Here is a 16,887-nt window from a genome sequence, read left to right as displayed (position 1 = left end):
CCATAAACCCTACTGCAGCAGCTTGCTGATTTTTTCATTGGCAGCGTCTCCTTGCGATTGGATTTGGCTGCTGGTGCCAGTCGTATCCTTAGCAATAATGCCGTTGAAAAGCAAAATAACGACAACTAGCAGCATGACGGTCATTAAAATATTGCGCATTGCGAATTCACCTCCTTGTTATGCGGGCGTTTCATCCTCCTCAGCCCAATGATGCAAACAGCTTCTGTCCCTCCATCACCCATGGATAAATAAAAACTTGAAACGTATATAAAATAGGAACTCCCGCAAGCATAAAGAGCAAATACGACGCTGTCTCCTTGCGGCTGTCTTTGGCAAGCTCCAGCTTCTCCTTGTACTCCTGAATACGGTCACGCAAAAGCATATAATACTCCTGGCTGTCATCAATGCGAAGCGAATCAATGGTCTCTACAAAGCTCATGCCGTCATCCGTTCCCATTCTAAACTTGAATTGGCGCAATGCCTGTTCGGCATCGTGATACCATTCTCCGAGCAGCCGCTCCAAATCGCCGCGAAGCGTTCTCGTATACGGGATGCAGCGTGTCAGCTTCGTATGAATATGCAGTGACGAATCAGCCAAATAAAGCAATTGATTGCTCATTACATAAATTTCCTTGGTCATGCGCTCCGATCGAAGCTTGCGCAGCATCCGAAGCCATGGCAAATCCCAAAGCAGCAAAATCCAGCAAAAAACGAGCAATGCGGTTAAATAGGCCATAATGCTGTCCTGACCCTGACCCGCACTTACAGGTACACAGATAGAAATAATTATTAGCCCTACAATAAGCAGCAATTTGCGAGCAGCTACGTACCAACCGGGGTCTACTTCCACTCCGCATCCTGCGAGCAGCATTTCCCGGTCGACATATGACTGTTGTTCCCTTGAGAGCTTAAGCTTGCTAAGCCATCCATCCGGTATTTTTCTTGACCGCCATTTGATTCCAGTGAGATGCAGCCAGCGAGGCTTCTTCTGCGGCAGCAGCCTGAGTATAGCGGCCACTGCAATAAATCCAAATATAAACTGGGCCGCAATTGCTCCTATACGCGCGCCGATTTCGACCCAATGATGCATCGCAGCCTTGTCTCCTTTCCTGCCTGCACATACGTAATGCACAGCAGCTTACATTTTTTTTCGAGATAGCCATAGTCCCATTAAAAAGGAGCCAAAAATGAGCAGCAGCGCATTTAAAAGCATATCTCTGCCCTTCGCGTCCAGAACATAATAATAGTAGGCATTCTGCTCGTTATAATGCATATTGATGCCAATAAATAAAGCCAAAAACAACATCGGCGTAAAATTGGCAATGCGGATTTCCAGCAGCCGATTCCGCTCCTGCTCATTCGCTCGCCGTGCTTTGCGCATATCCGTCAGCAAATCTTTGAGGCCATCTGCCATCGGCACGCCTTCAGCAAGCGCAACGCGCAAAATATTAGCGAAGTAATCCGCCCACGTATGCCCAAGCGATGCAGCAAAAATCCGCAAACTCGCTTCATCATCACCGCGGACAGACAAATTGCGATATAGTTGCTCAAAAACGGCTTTCATCGGGCCGAGCAGCCTTCTTTCATCAACCGTTCGCTGCAGCGCTGCCCTCACCTGTACCCCGCCGTTCACTAAATAACACTGATAAAACAGCTCAATGGCAGGTAAAAATTCGACCTGTGTCTGCATTTGACGCTGGACGAGCAGCGCCCGCAGCACCGTATATGGCAAACAGCCCAGTACAACCCCGAACAGCAGGGTGCCTTTTATCGTCTGAAAAAACAATCCGCCAGCGGCCAGCCCAATCAGCAGCAGCAGGCCCGATAAGCATAAAAATGCCAATGGCTGCAGCTTGATCTGGAGCGCCTCTAATAAATCGGCAAGCGGACGATAGAGCTTGTCCATCCGCTGCAGTCGCTGCTCCAGAAGGTGGCGGAAGCGCCCTCGCTGCCGATAGGCTAGTCTAGCTAACCGCTCATGCCTCTCCATCCACAAGATAAGCAAAGCAGCAACCATAATAAACAGGAACAAAAATAGCAGTGCACCGCCTCCAAGCACATACAGCCTAGTCAAAAAACAAACCTCCCCTCGCCAGCTTCTTCATAGCTCGCTGCGAAGGCCGCTGCGGATATTGCCACTGCTCCAGCGCTTCATCATAAACGGCCCAATCCCGTACTTTCACCTCGTTGTCCGCCCAGCCTATTTCAGCAAGGCGCGATACGACGCGCCGCCCTCTGATGTTGCGCATTTCAATTCCAATCTCCACCACATATTCGGCTATCCGTTTCGTCAGTCGTTCCGGGTTCATGCCGCGCCCATCCAGCATGCACATATCGGTTTTAGAGGTCGCTATAGGTTTTTTGCAGGCGACAAAGGTTGATGCATCAGTATTTCCGGCGTTTTATGAGGTCGTTTAAGATCGCCAAGAATCGTTATGATTCGAACTGTTTTGTGGGTATGATGTGGGTAATTAAAAGCCTCCAGTGTTGAACGCTGGAGGCTTTCTTTTATTCTATATTTATTATTTTCGTTAGATTTGGGGTAGTAGCTTTGACCTTTACAGGCAGTTTAATCCCTCTTTCTATTACTGCTGCTTTCATAACGGTTCCTAAATACTCTTCATCTACTAAAAACTTTATCTCTATCTCTATCATTGCCGCAACCTCCCATGATGGTATAATTTAGTTTAAAGAATTTCATTTGAAAGGAGCCTGGTCCCGTGGCTTCCCTTGAATTGGGGGAAAGCCGCCTGCGCGAACACTTGAAGCGGGTAAAAATGTCACAAGCTGCACTGGCAAGAGCGATAGGAGCAGACCGTCAATTCATTCAGCAGATACTAAAGAAAGAGCGGTTCTTTTCCTATCAGCAAAGCTTGATCGTAGCCCACATGCTAGAGTGTCGATCCGACGAACTGTATTTTTACACCATAAGAGGCGGGCGGACAGAGTAGATTTTCTACTCTCCCATGGGAAAAAGTAATACACGGGTATTACATATTTATTCGTAAAAAAACCAGCACAAAGCACACCTGATAAACAAGTCATCAGTAATGTTTCGCGCTGGTATCCGCTCCGGCGTCTCTCCATTCGGCTTCCCAACCCACAATATGCAATTTACGATGGAATTTTGATCCGGTCATCCATCACCATCCGGCGCAGATCCATATTAAGCACAATCGACGTTGTTTGCGTACGGAAGTCTTGCCCTGTCACTAACGTATCCATGTCGATGATTTCCAGCCCCATGTGTAAGGACTCAAAATACGTCTTAAAATCTCCCCGCATAAAATCAATCATGTCGTTAAGGAAATCGTCATAACTGCCACGCCTCACTTCTCGATGAAGGAAATACAATTCAAAATTAGTGAAACTGGCGATGTAAACCAATGTAACCTTTTTACCGCGAACTTTTAGAATTGTCTCATCCGGCCCTCTGCCTGACCACTTTCGTTTCATAGCTGCAAAGTGGGTGCTTGCTACGGATTCAAAATCTGAAATTCTCATGATGCCATAATGTCATCCTTTTATATTATCTATCTCTATATGTGTATTTTGTTTCCCTTCGTTTTACATTTTTAATATAGCATAGGGAGTTACTACCTTATTGTCGTTTGGTGTCGAACGGCTCCTATATTTCGAGACTAGTCAAGGAATTTCTTGACTTGTATATAGGACAATTGTATAATTATCTGCTCAAAAAAAAGACCGACCCCCTTTTATAGGGAATCAGTCCTTTTTTATCAAATGTTCTACCAAATGGAGTTTGCTATTTATTACATTCGCAGTAACTCCGTTTTCAAAAAAAGCTGTGTTTCCAAACCTTTCAACCTTTACAAATTCAATATGGCGGATATTTACAAGAATGTTGCTATCCAACATCTTAAAGCCAAGGGGCATAAAAATTTGCTTGCAGGCATCCAGTGTTAGGATAACTGTAAAAGTGCCCTTTGCTGTATGAAAGCGCGGCACGCCATAATTTTTCTTAGGCTTAAATACGTCGATTTTTAAAATATCCCCTAATTTGAAGGTGTCAAATTGATCACCTTCCCGGAGCTCATTATCTTCCCATACTCGTTGCCCCAAAACTACCGTTTCCAAGTTCACAGTGTCCATAAGCTTCACACTACTTTAACAATTCCTTCGGCGCTGCTTGGCTGCCGATGAAAATTTTAAAGTTTTTGTCCTCTGCTGATTTCTTCGCTTCTTTAGCAAGCAAATCGGAAAGTTTACGCGCTAGTTTTTGTTTCATTCTCTTTTGCACCCCCAATCTGATGGTTAATAGCAACCAATGCCATCTGCGCCAAAAATGCCAGCGCAACTACATCTGATTGCAACAATATATTTAACAAAATTAGCACCAAGGGGATAAAACTCCCTCTCTGGAAAATCAGTAATGCGAATGCACTTAATAAGGTTAATACTATCACGGCTGCACTATTAAGGACAATATGCGGAATTATTGAGAGAAGGGCTGTCGAAACAACAAAGCAGCTGGTCAAGGAAAGATGGAGCCCACCTGTATAATGTCTCAGGACACAAAAGGCAAGCATGCCCAGCAACGTTGCGAGAAACGCGCCTGTCGCCCACCCTACGAATAAGGTGACTGAGGTTATAAGTGCATGATTTACCCAAAATCCGAGCTGATAGGCCATTACATTGACGGACACTTCGCTTTCCGGATCGGCCCTCTTTAAAGACAACGCTATTTTCCTAGAGATGTATTCAATCATCGTCTTCGCGCTGCCTCCTGCCTGATAAATAGTATAGTATGAGCAATGCCAATATTACCAACGGATAAGTATACATAACGGCATTGAAATGAACGGTAACATACAGGGACGCTGTAACAATAAGAGCAACGGATACTGTTGTTACGATAATCATCCTGTTTGTTCCGCTTAGAAATTTTTCTCTTATATCAAAGTCGTGAGGCGGAATGACAACAAAACCAAAACCAAAATTATAAAGCTTGAGGAATGCTCCAATAATCAAAGCTGTACTGTCAGTTAATATTTGAATGATCTCCACGCCCGAACCGCCTGTTCGAGCTGCTACGGATTCATCTACCCCAAACAGCGTTACCCCGTAATACACTGGTAATTGCACCGCCACAAAAACTCCAAAGCCCGCTGCTACCATCAGCGAAGCATAAAAGTATTTCAACTTTAACAGGTACCGACTGGACAATAAGAAAAGTATAATTTGCGCCATTATGTCCAGCACTGGCGAGAAGCCGAGTACAACCCTTATCAGGTAAGATGTACACGAGGAGAATGCACATAATAGCGCGATTAGATACTTATGCTCCCACAGGCTTTGTCGGTATATTTTGAACATCAGAACAACGACAGCCAGTGCGTCGAACATGCTCAATAAAAGAAAAAAAACTGTATTCATGCCGCCACCGTCTTCATACGAATTTTTAAAGCCGCAAAAATATTTTACAATTTCATCATTGCATGATGGCATATAAATTGGCAATACAGATTTATGAAAAATGAATATCATTCCAAGAACAGCGCACCTTAGCTAAAAAAGGAGCGTGAAATTATGATGAATCTCCCTACCGTGCCTATGGCTCCCATCACCTCGCCGGACATACCGACCGGCCCCGAGTGGGGCTATCAGATCAAATGGGACGGTGTAAGGACGCTTGTAAGGCTGGACGGTAAGGGTGGCGTAGAGATATTCAGCCGCAGGCTTGAACCTAAAGACGCCCGCTTCCCTGAAATCAGCAAGCTGCTTCAATCTCTGAGGATTGGCCCCTGTATGCTTGACGGTGAAATTGTTTATTTTGATGGCTCCCGTCCGAATTTCTCAAAAGTGCTGACCTCTGTCAACAAGAAGAAATATGACGAATCACTTATGTTTGTGGCGTTTGATATGCTCTATGATCGTGGACAGGACATCCGGCTTCTGCCGTTTCAAGAGCGCTACAATCGGCTTGTCAGTGCCATGCCAAAGGGTAATCCTCGCCTATTGGTCTCAGACCTACTCTCGGACGGTCCAGCTCTCTGGGAATGGCTTAACGGCCGAGAATGGGAAGGCATCATAAGTAAGCAGCTTAGCAGCCCTTATGTGGATGGCAAGCGCCATAAGGGGTATTGGCTTAAAAAGCGTAAAGAGGTTCGTATTGTCGCGGACGTGGTGGGAATCAAACTTAATGGGGGTTACGTATCCAGCTTGGTGCTTCGCTATGAGGGTCGTTACATAGGACATGTATCGGGATTGGACAATGCTTCTAAGCAGGTGCTGCAGAAATTCATGGAGCAGCATTCGGGAGAAAATCCGTTTGGTGGAAAAAAGAAATGGACCGATGTTGTTTGGCTCGCAGTACCCTTCCCAGCTCGTATAACTGCGCTTGAATTTACTGATTCTGGATTACTGCGTCAGCCTAAACTTCTTGGCTATGGCGCTGAATAAATAGAGCCGAAGTGAGTTAACCCTCCTTCGGCTCTTTTACGTATTCAATAATGTCTCCAGGCTGAACATCGAAATGCGCGCAAATCTTAAGTATAAGCTCCAGCGCTACATATTCGTTCTTCCCCATCTTGGCAAGCTGCGTTGTCCCCATGCCTAAAGCCTCGCGGAACTGTGTCTTCGTCATCTCCTTTTCAGTTAACAGCCTCCATAACGGTTTATACGATATAGCCATGCTTTCATCTCCATTCATCTTTTCCCACATTATAAACATTATATCTCACAAAGTAAATATATTATCTCAGAAGTATTGCTTTTATATCTCACATATGATATATTATATTCAGGAAGTGAGATAAACAAGCTTCCGAAAGAGGTGAACGAATTGAAAGATTGGGTTGGGCTCCTAACCGCAGTAATCCAACTGGTAACAGCGACCATGCTGTTTCGGTTAGCGGGAAAGGAAAAGAAAAAAGGAACCAAACGCAGCCACCGCGGCAAACGTAAATAGGTTCCCTCGGAGGGAGTTAACGGCTCCCTCCTCCCAATCTTAGCATAAGGCAAGGATAAAATAAACGGGAGGTAATGAAGATGAGGAAAGACGGACAACGGGTATACGAAATTACGATCAAGAAGCACTTTGGAAATAGTACGCGCAGTCAAACGGTGACAGCAAGAAATGAGGACGATGCTTTTCTAAAGGCTGACATTCCAGCCGGATACTGCTATGACGGCATCAAGCGCATTGGTTAATCAGGGGGCTACGGCCCCTTTCGATAAGAAGGACGCGCTCCAACATATGGTGTACTGCATGATCGAGGGCGACGCCAAGCTGGAGCAGGCGCAAGGCGATGCTGAGGAGTATTATGGAGCTAAATTCGAGGTCAAGCGTGGCGACCTCATCTACATCCGCCTCCAGCTGCTTGATTACGTACAGAGACGCTGTCAGCACTACAGCGCGGGCGAGTTGGTGACCTCTGATGCAGGCTTGGAAGTGCTCGCCATGTGCGACGACATTACAAAGCGATTGTCATAAATAAACTGCTGGCGAGCTTACGCAGGGAGGTAATCGGGATGGCGAAATTTGAAGTATTTGTTGCCTGCAAAGTATCATGCATGATTGAGATTGAGGCGAATAGCGAGGCCGAAGCAACAGAATTAGCGCAACGTTGGAATGAGTCAATTGAAAGCTTGCCAGAAGAGATGACCTACGTTGACAATTCGTTCACAGTTGATTTTGTTGTTGAGATAGAGGAATAATACAGGCCCTTCGGGGCTTCTAAGGAGGAACTCTTATGGAAACAGCAACATTAATCATCGGCGTAGCTGCTCTGGTAATAAGCCTGGCAGCTCTCATAAGGACTACTAGAAAATGACGCATAACCGCGAAACGACCGCCTGCTTCTTCGGACCCCATCCAAGGGAGATAGGCGGCTACAACGAGCGAAACCCGCAGCGTAGACGAATTAAACAGCGTCTGCGCTCCGCTATTCTTGAAGCCATTGCAGCCGGCTATGATACCTTTATTTCCAGCCTGGCGCTCGGTATCGACACGGACGCCGCCGAGATCGTGCTGCAGCTGCGCGAATCGTCTCACCCGCATATCAAGCTCGTGGCAGCTATTGCCTTTGCTGGACAGCACCGTCAATGGCCGCAAGCTTCACAGGAGCGCTTTACAGGCATTCTGGCCCGCTGCGACTCCGTTCAATACATCAGTGAGCTTGGATTCGCCTCGTGGAAGATGCAGCGCCGTAATGAATGGATGGTTGACCATTCAGCCAGCATCATCGCCGTGTGGGACGGGTCGGAAGGCGAAACTAGAAAATGTATTGATTACGGGAGCGAGGTTGCGCATCACCCTCGCATTATACAAATCAATCCGGCATTGTAACGTATTCAAGCCCGCGCAGACAGCGGGCTCTTTCTTTTCCACATATCGCCATATCTCGACTTTTGTAGTACATTTATTCCTAATCTACTTATAAAGGAGCACTCCCATGATTAAAGCATTACTCTTCGCAAGTTTGACGCTCTCCCTGCTGCTCTCCGGATGTTCCGCTGCAACGGTAGATAAACCAGTAGCGAGCGCTACAAGCAGCCCTGTGGCGTCTGTTGAGCCTACGACTAGCGTTGCTCCTACCGCTAGCCCCGAGCCTGTAGCAGCCAGCACGGAGTACGATGAACTGCTGATCCTGCCTGCAGATCGCTATCCCGAAACGAGGACTCACATTGCAGCAGCGATAGCAGCCGGTCATTCTCCTATCTGCACGATAGATCGCGATGGAGCCGAGGACAACCGCGCAGCATCCCTTCAAGGCATCGAAACCAAAAAGGGCTATGATCGCGACGAATGGCCGATGGCGATGTGTCGGGAAGGCGGCGAAGGCGCTGATATTGCCTACGTGACACCCAAGGACAATCGTGGAGCTGGTTCGTGGATCGGCAATCAGTTGGAGGATTATCCAGACGGTACAAGGGTTATGTTTTTGGTCGATGGCAAAGCAGCTGCTAGTGCGTCCCCTGCCCCGTCTGAGGAGCCGACAACAACGCCAGAAGCAAACGTTACATACAAAAACTGCGCAGCTGTGCGCGCCGCAGGAGCCGCCCCGCTGCATAAGGGCGAGCCTGGTTATAGTACCAAGCTGGACCGGGACGGGGACGGCATATCCTGCGAATAAAACAAGCCCTAGCCATTTGGCCGGGGCTTGTTTTGCTAGAACTCTTCGTATTCTTCGGGAATGTCGACTCCAAAAGTGCTATCGTATGGAGCATCCACAATTATGTACCCATCCTCACTTCTCCATCCCTTTTCCAGCACATACCTCACCGGCACAGGGATCTCCCGATCGTCAGGTTCTGAAGTAGGCCAGTGCTCTTCAAGCACGCACATTATGGAGTGGCCAGACTCGCTAATATAAAAGTGGTATGGTTCCAGTTCCGCCGGCAGTCCTGGGTATGGTCGGATGGAAACGCCGTGCTCGATGTCCTGCAGGCTCGGGCGAAGTTTCTTTTCCTCCGATTTACCCGAGGTGAAATTAACACGCTCAGCCTGTTGAATATCAGAAAAATCGAAATTCCGATGTTCCAAGTGTATGAATGATTCGAAAGCAGCCTTGGCCTGCATGAAGGCCGCGCCGTCTTGAAACGGAGCATCTTTACAATGCTCAACTGCTGATCGAGCCTGCGCACGGATTGGGTTGTCGATGTATCGTGTCTCGACGTACTCGCACCGATTATACACGTTTATCAAAATGACAGGGGAATCGGCCAGCGCCTGCAGCGTATCAAAATGAATGGACGGGTTAAGCGTAATCTCAACAATAAACGGCTGCGGCCACTGGTCCCGTATACAAAGCAGCCAATGAACTAGGTATACGCCCTGGACGTTATGGGCCAATAAGTGCATCTGTACTTTGTTACGCTGCAGCAGTTTGCTGTCCTTCGTCGTTCCGACAAATAACCGAAGCTCCGGAACGGCATATGCGTCCTGGCCTTCTATCTTTGTAGGCTTCATTACTCCCCACTCTGCAGGGATATTTCCAGCAGCGACAGGAAAATAAACAACTCCGTTTAAAGCCCCATTCCCGCCGCGGCCATACAACGCACGTTCCTGGGGGCTTGCCACGAATCCCTTCCTCGGATCGAACATCTCAATCATTCTACATTCTCCTTCCACTCAATTACTTGCTCGACTTTCAGATCGTAGACTCGACAAATCGTGTCTAATACGTCCGAGCGGAATGGCATTTTGTCCTTCCAAATCTTCGCGGAAGTTGCTGGAGCAAAACCACAATCAATAAGTATGTCATTCTTTTTTTTGCCTGTTGAATTGTACCAGGCATGAAACGGCGCGAATGAAATCATTGTGATCACCTCAAATCAAATATATACGATCGCATATTTATTTACAAGAAGATATTGACATTATATTCACGATCGCATATATTTAGATTAACAAATTAAAGGAGTTGGAAAAAATGTCAATAAAAACATTTATGGTTGAAATGTCTCTCGATCAGTTTCGCGTAGTATACTCGGCTATGTTGGATGCGCGTAGGAAACAGGAGCTTATAATTCAAGATTTAGACGGTATAGCGGAATTTAACGACGAGGGACTTTTCACAGGCCGCGAGCTTCCGGGTGGCGAAGAGAAGTACCAGGAAGCATTGCAAGAAATAGATCATATTAACTCATTCATGAAGACCATCTATGATGAGTCTGGAAAGATAATTAAGGCAAATGCTTCTAGGGTGCGCGAGGGTGAAAACTAATTTTATGCCGCGAGCCCGTTCAGGGCTGGCGGCTTTGCTGGTGAGAAAGTAACTTCACTAATGGGGAGGTTGGACGCATTGCTAGTTGCCAAAAAGCACTTGCCGGATTTGCGGAAAGCTTTGGTCAAGATCGTTGACTCGTTGGAGGAGTCAAAAGAGCTGGAGGAAAATGAGAAAGAGCTTGAAGTGTTGGAACGGAAACATGTCATATTGGGCGGTATGCTCAATCAACTTTCCATGGACTTCATGACAAGGGTTGGCTATAGGGTGAACGATTCCATCCTAATTCCCAAGTTGAAGAAGTGGGCAGAGGACGATACAGCGATAGACGATTTAGTCAATTCGCTGGAAGAGTGGGCAGAAAAATAAAGTTATTGGATTGTATTTCAAATCCTTATAATATGCTTTAAACGCAAAAAAGCCCTGCTAACCATTAGGTCGGCAGGGCTTCGAAATTAATACGAGGAGCCGCAGGATTGCTTTCCCATACGGGTATTTCTTCATACTACTTCTATTGCTAATGAAAAATATCCATCCCGGAGACTCCTAGAGTGCTCTATGCAAATCAAGACCATAGGCACGTGCTCAATTACCCGGTTGCAAAAAACGATGCTTTTTTGTAAAATAGGTGCAAAAGCATAGAAAGGGGTAATTTATGTTGGAAACTATCATTAAATCAGACCCTAGAGAACTTATTGATCAACATATCATCCGAAATCACAGAGCTGTACTATCTCAAGTAGTTGTTAATGCATATAAGTGGTCGGATATGATATTAGAGAACAACGCAATTTTTAAAACAATTCGCGGTAAAAAAAGATTACTCCCTGAAATCAAAAACATTGCGGTAGAGTTTTTCATGATACAGGCAGTTAAGAACAAAGAGTTACCTTATCAATTCAGGATAAATTTTAACTCTAATTATTCCCATCCTTTTCTAGAGTTATATGATTCAAATACCTTAGTCCACTTTAATCAAGTCAAGAGCAAGCACGCTTGTGGAAGAAAGGCGTACTGCAGAGATCGACATATCAAACCCGTTGCAAGTTATTTCGATTTTGATGGATTCGAAACACATATTGATACTGGCGATAAGCTGTACTTCCAATTAAATCATGGATACCAAACAAAAACGCCATCATTTGTTACCCTAGGTATTCCTAATAGTGTAGGTAAACTTGAAGCTTCCATACCTTTATTGGAGGAGTTCAATGCTATTGAAGGCTTTTTCCCTAAATCAACGATTACAAGCATTGAAGACATGAGTTTTGAGGAATTCGAACAGTTTGCTGAAGGCGAGGTTAATAGAAATGAGGAGCGCCGACCTTCACAGGCCATTTAACGGAAAAAAGCTCGAAGAGGCTCGCAAAATTAGAAATTTCACGTTAGAAGATGTTGCAAGTCATCTAAACGTAACACATCAGACTATTTCCAAATACGAGAAAAGCAAAGCTATTCCAAGCATTGAAACCATAAAGGCTTTTTCACAATTACTAGGATTCGAGCCAACATATTTTTTTAACAACGAAATAAATGAAAAATTCTTTGAGAGTAGTTTCATTTATCGAAGTAAAGCGAGCGTAGCGAAGAAGTATATCGAACAAACGGAATATATGATTGGATTGATTGATCGTATCGTTGAAAATATTAAAGGCAAAGTTATTTTACCTACTTTTGATTGGAATTTAGTAAAAACTCCAGCGGAAGATAATTTTAAGCCAACAAACGACGAGGAAATCGAAGAAATTGCTTCTAATTTACGTGATAAGTTTAATTTGGGCGACGGGCCAATAAGCAATATTACTGCTCTGTGCGAAAAAATTGGGATACACATCTTCTATCTGGACCTTAATCACCAAGGAATTGATGCATGTACGGTCAACGTAGAAGATGTCCCTTACATTGTATTAAATAGCAACATAACTTCAGCAGTTAGAGCTAGGTTTAACATAGCTCATGAATTGGGTCATATTTTGCTCCACTCTAAGTATTCAAAAAAGGAACTAAATAAGACAATAAATTCGAAAAGAATTGAGTATGAAGCTAACCGAATTGCTGCAGCTATTCTAATGCCTGAAAGTGGGATATCAAAAGACTTATCATCTCTAGGAATGGATTATTTGTTGATTCTAAAGAAACATTGGAAAGTTTCTGTACAAGCTATTGTATACCGTGCTGAGCAACTCGAAATATTTACTCCTGAATATTCACTCTACTTAAGGCAAACAATTAGCAGAAATAAGTGGAGGTTAAATGAGCCATTCGATGATGAAATACCGTTTGAAACTCCAAGATTACTTGCTCACGCATTACGGTATATTACAGAAAAACTCAATATCCCTATATCACAAATAGCTTTTGAAACAGGGGTTACAGAAGAAGAGATAATCTCATTCAGTACTTTTTTACATGTCCAGGGAAAAATCACACCTAAATCTAACACACAAGATCAAAAGTCATTTCTTAAAAGAGTTAAATGAGTACGAAGCCCTGCCGACCTAATGGTGAGCAGGGCTTTGTAAATATTATACTTTTAATTTTTGGATTGCCGACAATATGTCCTTGTCGCATAGGCCGGCATTATATAGCATCTGGATAACGTTAAGCTCCATCTTCGACTTGTCTGCACTTGTTTTTATCACACCTGCCTGCTTAGCAGCTTTAATTGCATCATCATAGCCGGAGGCATACGTTTCTTTGCCGGACATGTTCAACCGCTTCTCCATGGCTTCAATCGCCTCCGTTTGTTTCTTCACCGTCTCCTGTAAATCCTCCATTGCCTTCTTCTCTGCTTCTGTCATTTCCAATTCAGCCTCCTCAATTTTTTTTGAAAATACCCAATATTGACGTGCTTCTGTTTTGAATACCGATTCTTTAGCGGATACCTTACCATCATTGCGAATGCCTTGATCCACTAGGCCATCAGAGCCATATTTAGTGTTGTCGTGGTTAGGATCAAAAACATCTATCCACGTCACGCCGTTTTTCTGGCGGCAGCTGACGAGCAAAATATAGTGTCCGCCTCCGGTAAAATGCCCCGGTCGCATGGACGCAACGACAAGCGCACCCTCGGCCAGCGCCGTTTTAGCCGCATCAAGGCTGCCAGTCTGCTTGCATTCAATGCCGTATGTCTTGGCGATAGCGCCAAAATAAGACCATGCCGTCCCATCGTTGTATGTCCTGTAACCATTGCTGACCGCATAAGCAGCTGCAGCAGGCGGCAACAACGCCTTGCCTGTGAGCGAGCTGATTGCCATAGCTGCGCTTGTTGGGCCGCAAGCCGACGTGCCTATGGTCTGCTTAGCATCTCCGTGACTGGAGTACATAACGTTTCGCCATCGGACATCCTCTTGGCTGTAATAAACAGGGTTAGTCAATGCTGCCGCCTCCCTTCGCGGCTCCAGGTGTATTAATAGCCTTGTTTTGCATCTGTCCAGCTGCAGCTGCTATTAAAAAGGCATTAGCAAATGACAAGGCATACACCCGCCAATCAGTTGCTGTTGTGCCTAAAGCCAACTGGGCCAGCGTAAGAATCACCCATGCAACAAAAACCGCATATAAATCAGTCGGCAGCCATGCGGCAAATCTATCAATTAAATTTTTGCTGTACTGAACAATGAAGAAGGTAAGCAAAGAAGCTCCCCCCATTGCGGAGAGAGCTTCCCAAGAAAACAATTGTTCGGTTTGCATTATGATCCCATCCCTTTCCATAACAAGCTAATGCCTCCGGCTATGACAGCACCGATGACAGTACGCCACAACCATTTTTGACTATCTTCCATTGATGTAAGTCGATGATGAGCAGATTTTGAACTCTGCAGCGCTTCATTTGCAACATCTTTTGCAGCCCCCATTAAATCGAGCTTTGTCTCCAAACGGGTCAAACGTTGAAGGATTTCATTTGTTTCATCTGGCACGCCTACCACTCCCCAATAAAAATAGCCCCGCCGCAGCGGAGCTTTACAAAATGAATATATTACCAGCACGGATTATGCTATACTGATTGGGCAATAGATTAGGCTTAAAGGGTCGGTCGGCTACCTCCTTATAGAAGGGAGGGATGCCCCGTGACAGTTTTCGAAGCACTCATGCTTATGCTTACCTTTGGTACGCTTATCGTAGCGCTGCTGTCCAATAAACGGAAATAGACCGCCCCCTCAGCAAAGGTATGCGGTCTATTTCGTATTATCCTTCAATTGCGGAGCCTACCGCCCTTAAAAGCGGCTATTGCGCTGGGAGTCGTGTTACTAGCACGGCTCTCTTTGCATTTTATGCCTAACTTGTCTGTATTATAACACAGCAGTAAAAAAATCTGCTAGCAATTTGCTAGCAAATTGCTAGCAATTAAACAGGCTTGCCGTCATTGCCTAAGCCGAGCTCCGTAAGCTCAGCGCCAACGGCAGGCTGTAGCGTCATCGGAACCTGTGGAAACGTCCGTCTCCCCGCGATAATAAGCGTCACATATACCGTCACAATAGCCATCCTGTATTCACCCCCTCCCCAAGTAAAAAGAAGCCGCAGCAACGTGTTAAGAATCACGCTTGCCCAGCTCCTAATACTGTCTCGTATAGATCGGCGACGACCTCCATCAAGGTCAAGTTAGATGCCTGTAAATCAGCCATTTGCTGCGTTAACGGCTTCGGCTGCTCGATGCTCGTGCCTGGCTGTGAAGGGTCAGGGTAGGAAAACAGCAGCGTCGGCTCGCCAGTGACATCCACTCGAAAACTGCTACACTCCGCAAAGTCCTGTGCGTATTGCCCATAATCAAGCTCCATGTACGCATAGCTGCCTGTCACGCGCTCCTGTAAGGCGATATATCGTTCTGTATCTTCCTCCGCCGTTGGCCTTACAACGCCGTCACCACGCATTTCGTTGGTCTAAGGATGACCGCGCCGCTGCTGTCGTAATAAATTCGTTTGCCAAAGCTATTCATAAATACCTCCTATTTACCAACGATAATGTAACTGTACGCCTCGTTAGGATTGTAACAAGGTAGGCAGGCGTAATTTGATGTAATTGGTCTGTCAGGCAAAATCGCAGCCTTGGTCGAAATTTGGTTTCCTGGATTGAAGCTCGGAGCAGCACAATAGTAGTCATAGCCAACCACTCGTGTGCTATAAGGGGAATAAATCGAGATTGTGCCGTTCGGTCCCTGACAAATGATGGCGACAACCTCGGACATATTGAATCCAGTAATCTCAAGGGTATACTTCGAACTGTTGTTGGCTGGTGGAAACGGGAAAGCACTGGTAGTAGCGCTACTCGTCACCGACCCAGTCACCATTCGATAACCCTCTGGCATAGTGCCTATCAGACCGAAAGCTTCCTTGCCCGCACGAAAATTTGCTGCGATAAAATCAGGATCATAGATTAAAACCGTTCCAAATCCCGCGCTATTAAGCCCCGTCGTGTAATAACCCGTTTTCGGCTCTATAACCAAATTTCCCATTGAATCAACTTTGACCGATTGCGCTCCAGTATATCCCTCACCGAGCGCCGCCCTTGAGTAATTCGGCATGGTTCCCGCAGCTGGACCCGCTTCGGTTCCTATTGTTTTCCCAGCCAATACCTCGGACACTACAGCCGTTCCATACTCACCTCCTTCACCCTGTAAGATAAAATTTGTGCCACTCAATACGAGAGTGTAGACCGTGGCCTTTAAAGTTCCTGCACTCGGTGCAGATCCGTTTGGCTTGATAATGGCCCTTGCTCCAAGCCCATTAACATTTACTGTTGGATTTGCGCCATTTGTCACATGCAGCTTAGCTGTGATGCGCAATCCATCAATGAGAGCAGTAACTGATGCGATTGTAACCAAATAGGCGGTACTCGTCCCCGTTGTTACCCCATACCCCAAGTTTTGCATGGTGCTCATTCGGGCAACTTCATCCCATGCCCACCACGTTCCTACTGTGCATCTCCGCATCCACATCCGCGGAGGATTAGAAAGGGAATGGGCCAACTGCATGACATGTGAGTCAACTCCTATGTTCATGACTTGCAGATATCCATAAAAATTAGCTGTCGGTCCATTCGCGGGATTATTGACGTAAAAAGTCCCGTTAGTTTTAAACGTGTCCAGGTTTCCTCCAGATATTGACTGCGTTTTGGTTGTATTATCGTTGATTTCCTGCCCCAACTGATTAAGGTCGGAAGGCTGGACCGTGTCGCCCATGCTCCAATCTGTTTTTGCCAC

The 16,887-nt window shown here is 45.8% G+C and carries 30 protein-coding genes and 1 pseudogene; 12 read left to right on the top strand and 19 right to left on the bottom strand.

Features of this window, described 5'->3' with window-relative positions; genetic code table 11:
* Positions 1 to 9: 9 nt before the first annotated feature.
* From AC6B99_RS31590 to AC6B99_RS31545, 10 genes are all read right to left on the bottom strand, one after another.
* Positions 10 to 159 carry a hypothetical protein gene (locus AC6B99_RS31590; RefSeq protein WP_200931697.1) on the bottom strand — a complete coding sequence of 50 codons (150 nt, stop codon included), beginning with the start codon at positions 157 to 159 and terminating at the stop codon, positions 10 to 12.
* A gap of 40 nt (positions 160 to 199) precedes the next feature.
* Positions 200 to 1,090: a hypothetical protein gene (locus AC6B99_RS31585; protein WP_496665037.1), complete on the bottom strand. Its 891-nt coding sequence runs from the start codon at positions 1,088 to 1,090 to the stop codon at positions 200 to 202.
* 48 nt (positions 1,091 to 1,138) lie between these two features.
* Complete coding sequence (locus AC6B99_RS31580; RefSeq protein WP_496665036.1) at positions 1,139 to 2,074, bottom strand: type II secretion system F family protein; 936 nt, start codon at positions 2,072 to 2,074, stop codon at positions 1,139 to 1,141.
* Positions 2,067 to 2,309 carry a hypothetical protein gene (locus AC6B99_RS31575; RefSeq protein ID WP_496665035.1) on the bottom strand — a complete coding sequence of 81 codons (243 nt, stop codon included), beginning with the start codon at positions 2,307 to 2,309 and terminating at the stop codon, positions 2,067 to 2,069. Before AC6B99_RS31575 ends, AC6B99_RS31580 begins: the two co-directional genes overlap by 8 nt.
* Positions 2,310 to 2,508: 199 nt before the next feature.
* A complete protein-coding gene (locus AC6B99_RS31570) occupies positions 2,509 to 2,655 on the bottom strand; it encodes a hypothetical protein (protein WP_496665034.1) in 147 nt (48 codons plus the stop codon).
* Positions 2,656 to 3,114: 459 nt separating this feature from the next.
* Positions 3,115 to 3,504 carry a hypothetical protein gene (locus AC6B99_RS31565; RefSeq protein ID WP_496665033.1) on the bottom strand — a complete coding sequence of 130 codons (390 nt, stop codon included), beginning with the start codon at positions 3,502 to 3,504 and terminating at the stop codon, positions 3,115 to 3,117.
* 222 nt (positions 3,505 to 3,726) lie between these two features.
* Complete coding sequence (locus tag AC6B99_RS31560; RefSeq protein WP_496665032.1) at positions 3,727 to 4,098, bottom strand: dipeptidyl aminopeptidase; 372 nt, start codon at positions 4,096 to 4,098, stop codon at positions 3,727 to 3,729.
* A 25-nt stretch (positions 4,099 to 4,123) separates the two neighbouring features.
* Positions 4,124 to 4,249, bottom strand: a complete 126-nt coding sequence (locus tag AC6B99_RS31555; protein ID WP_496665031.1) for a hypothetical protein — start codon at positions 4,247 to 4,249, stop codon at positions 4,124 to 4,126.
* The gene (locus AC6B99_RS31550; RefSeq protein ID WP_496665030.1) at positions 4,227 to 4,730 is read right to left on the bottom strand and encodes an accessory gene regulator B family protein; all 504 of its coding nucleotides are present in this window, start codon (positions 4,728 to 4,730) and stop codon (positions 4,227 to 4,229) included. The genes AC6B99_RS31555 and AC6B99_RS31550 overlap by 23 nt, the downstream gene beginning before the upstream one ends.
* Positions 4,723 to 5,508, bottom strand: coding sequence for a hypothetical protein (locus tag AC6B99_RS31545; protein WP_496665029.1), 786 nt, complete (start codon positions 5,506 to 5,508; stop codon positions 4,723 to 4,725). The genes AC6B99_RS31550 and AC6B99_RS31545 overlap by 8 nt, the downstream gene beginning before the upstream one ends.
* A 42-nt stretch (positions 5,509 to 5,550) precedes the next feature.
* Here AC6B99_RS31545 and AC6B99_RS31540 point away from each other — a divergent pair, with 42 nt between their 5' ends.
* Entirely contained in the window at positions 5,551 to 6,423 is an 873-nt protein-coding gene (locus AC6B99_RS31540; protein WP_496665028.1) for an ATP-dependent DNA ligase, read from the top strand.
* 16 nt (positions 6,424 to 6,439) lie between these two features.
* Here the strand turns inward: AC6B99_RS31540 and AC6B99_RS31535 are convergent, their stop codons facing one another.
* Positions 6,440 to 6,655 carry a helix-turn-helix domain-containing protein gene (locus tag AC6B99_RS31535; RefSeq protein ID WP_496665027.1) on the bottom strand — a complete coding sequence of 72 codons (216 nt, stop codon included), beginning with the start codon at positions 6,653 to 6,655 and terminating at the stop codon, positions 6,440 to 6,442.
* Positions 6,656 to 7,011: 356 nt separating this feature from the next.
* Here AC6B99_RS31535 and AC6B99_RS31530 point away from each other — a divergent pair, with 356 nt between their 5' ends.
* The 6 genes and pseudogenes from AC6B99_RS31530 (at position 7,012) to AC6B99_RS31505 (ending at position 9,098) form a co-directional block, all read left to right on the top strand.
* Positions 7,012 to 7,173: a hypothetical protein gene (locus AC6B99_RS31530; RefSeq protein ID WP_496665026.1), complete on the top strand. Its 162-nt coding sequence runs from the start codon at positions 7,012 to 7,014 to the stop codon at positions 7,171 to 7,173.
* Positions 7,148 to 7,456, top strand: coding sequence for a hypothetical protein (locus AC6B99_RS31525; protein WP_496665025.1), 309 nt, complete (start codon positions 7,148 to 7,150; stop codon positions 7,454 to 7,456). Before AC6B99_RS31530 ends, AC6B99_RS31525 begins: the two co-directional genes overlap by 26 nt.
* Positions 7,457 to 7,494: 38 nt before the next feature.
* Entirely contained in the window at positions 7,495 to 7,680 is a 186-nt protein-coding gene (locus tag AC6B99_RS31520; RefSeq protein ID WP_496665024.1) for a hypothetical protein, read from the top strand.
* A gap of 112 nt (positions 7,681 to 7,792) precedes the next feature.
* On the top strand, positions 7,793 to 8,311 hold the full coding sequence (locus AC6B99_RS31515; protein ID WP_496665023.1) for an SLOG family protein: 519 nt from the start codon (positions 7,793 to 7,795) through the stop codon (positions 8,309 to 8,311).
* A gap of 106 nt (positions 8,312 to 8,417) precedes the next feature.
* Positions 8,418 to 8,912 (top strand): annotated as a pseudogene (locus tag AC6B99_RS31510) (hypothetical protein); the annotation flags it as partial.
* Entirely contained in the window at positions 8,901 to 9,098 is a 198-nt protein-coding gene (locus AC6B99_RS31505; protein ID WP_496665048.1) for an excalibur calcium-binding domain-containing protein, read from the top strand. The pseudogene AC6B99_RS31510 and the gene AC6B99_RS31505, both read left to right, overlap by 12 nt.
* 35 nt (positions 9,099 to 9,133) lie before the next feature.
* Here the strand turns inward: AC6B99_RS31505 and AC6B99_RS31500 are convergent, their stop codons facing one another.
* Positions 9,134 to 10,078, bottom strand: coding sequence for a hypothetical protein (locus AC6B99_RS31500; RefSeq protein ID WP_496665022.1), 945 nt, complete (start codon positions 10,076 to 10,078; stop codon positions 9,134 to 9,136).
* A complete protein-coding gene (locus tag AC6B99_RS31495) occupies positions 10,075 to 10,284 on the bottom strand; it encodes a helix-turn-helix domain-containing protein (protein ID WP_496665021.1) in 210 nt (69 codons plus the stop codon). Before AC6B99_RS31495 ends, AC6B99_RS31500 begins: the two co-directional genes overlap by 4 nt.
* A gap of 113 nt (positions 10,285 to 10,397) precedes the next feature.
* Here AC6B99_RS31495 and AC6B99_RS31490 point away from each other — a divergent pair, with 113 nt between their 5' ends.
* The 4 genes from AC6B99_RS31490 (at position 10,398) to AC6B99_RS31475 (ending at position 13,171) form a co-directional block, all read left to right on the top strand.
* The gene (locus tag AC6B99_RS31490) at positions 10,398 to 10,691 is read left to right on the top strand and encodes a hypothetical protein (RefSeq protein WP_496665020.1); all 294 of its coding nucleotides are present in this window, start codon (positions 10,398 to 10,400) and stop codon (positions 10,689 to 10,691) included.
* Between the two features lie 78 nt (positions 10,692 to 10,769).
* On the top strand, positions 10,770 to 11,060 hold the full coding sequence (locus tag AC6B99_RS31485; protein WP_496665019.1) for a hypothetical protein: 291 nt from the start codon (positions 10,770 to 10,772) through the stop codon (positions 11,058 to 11,060).
* A gap of 286 nt (positions 11,061 to 11,346) precedes the next feature.
* Positions 11,347 to 12,033, top strand: coding sequence for a hypothetical protein (locus AC6B99_RS31480; RefSeq protein WP_496665018.1), 687 nt, complete (start codon positions 11,347 to 11,349; stop codon positions 12,031 to 12,033).
* Positions 12,002 to 13,171 carry a helix-turn-helix domain-containing protein gene (locus tag AC6B99_RS31475; RefSeq protein WP_496665017.1) on the top strand — a complete coding sequence of 390 codons (1,170 nt, stop codon included), beginning with the start codon at positions 12,002 to 12,004 and terminating at the stop codon, positions 13,169 to 13,171. Before AC6B99_RS31480 ends, AC6B99_RS31475 begins: the two co-directional genes overlap by 32 nt.
* A 45-nt stretch (positions 13,172 to 13,216) precedes the next feature.
* On the opposite strand, the gene AC6B99_RS31470 is transcribed toward AC6B99_RS31475, so the two are convergent.
* From AC6B99_RS31470 to AC6B99_RS31460, 3 genes are read right to left on the bottom strand one after another with little or no spacing between them, the layout of a single operon-like run.
* On the bottom strand, positions 13,217 to 14,068 hold the full coding sequence (locus AC6B99_RS31470) for a C39 family peptidase (RefSeq protein WP_496665016.1): 852 nt from the start codon (positions 14,066 to 14,068) through the stop codon (positions 13,217 to 13,219).
* Entirely contained in the window at positions 14,061 to 14,381 is a 321-nt protein-coding gene (locus tag AC6B99_RS31465; RefSeq protein WP_496665015.1) for a hypothetical protein, read from the bottom strand. Before AC6B99_RS31465 ends, AC6B99_RS31470 begins: the two co-directional genes overlap by 8 nt.
* Entirely contained in the window at positions 14,381 to 14,608 is a 228-nt protein-coding gene (locus tag AC6B99_RS31460) for a hemolysin XhlA family protein (RefSeq protein ID WP_496665014.1), read from the bottom strand. Before AC6B99_RS31460 ends, AC6B99_RS31465 begins: the two co-directional genes overlap by 1 nt.
* A 150-nt stretch (positions 14,609 to 14,758) precedes the next feature.
* Here AC6B99_RS31460 and AC6B99_RS31455 point away from each other — a divergent pair, with 150 nt between their 5' ends.
* On the top strand, positions 14,759 to 14,839 hold the full coding sequence (locus AC6B99_RS31455; protein WP_442952516.1) for a putative holin-like toxin: 81 nt from the start codon (positions 14,759 to 14,761) through the stop codon (positions 14,837 to 14,839).
* A 196-nt stretch (positions 14,840 to 15,035) separates the two neighbouring features.
* Here AC6B99_RS31455 and AC6B99_RS31450 read toward each other — a convergent pair whose 3' ends face one another.
* The 3 genes from AC6B99_RS31450 to AC6B99_RS31440 form a co-directional block, all read right to left on the bottom strand.
* Positions 15,036 to 15,173 (bottom strand): CD1375 family protein, encoded by a 138-nt coding sequence (locus AC6B99_RS31450; RefSeq protein WP_496665013.1) that lies wholly within the window; start codon positions 15,171 to 15,173, stop codon positions 15,036 to 15,038.
* Positions 15,174 to 15,226: 53 nt separating this feature from the next.
* Positions 15,227 to 15,559, bottom strand: coding sequence for a hypothetical protein (locus AC6B99_RS31445; protein ID WP_496665012.1), 333 nt, complete (start codon positions 15,557 to 15,559; stop codon positions 15,227 to 15,229).
* Between the two features lie 74 nt (positions 15,560 to 15,633).
* Positions 15,634 to 16,887 carry a pyocin knob domain-containing protein gene (locus tag AC6B99_RS31440; RefSeq protein WP_496665011.1) on the bottom strand — a complete coding sequence of 418 codons (1,254 nt, stop codon included), beginning with the start codon at positions 16,885 to 16,887 and terminating at the stop codon, positions 15,634 to 15,636.

This window comes from Paenibacillus liaoningensis (assembly GCF_059609455.1).
Note: the sequence above shows the minus strand (reverse complement) of the source record. Positions and strands in the feature narration are given on the sequence as shown.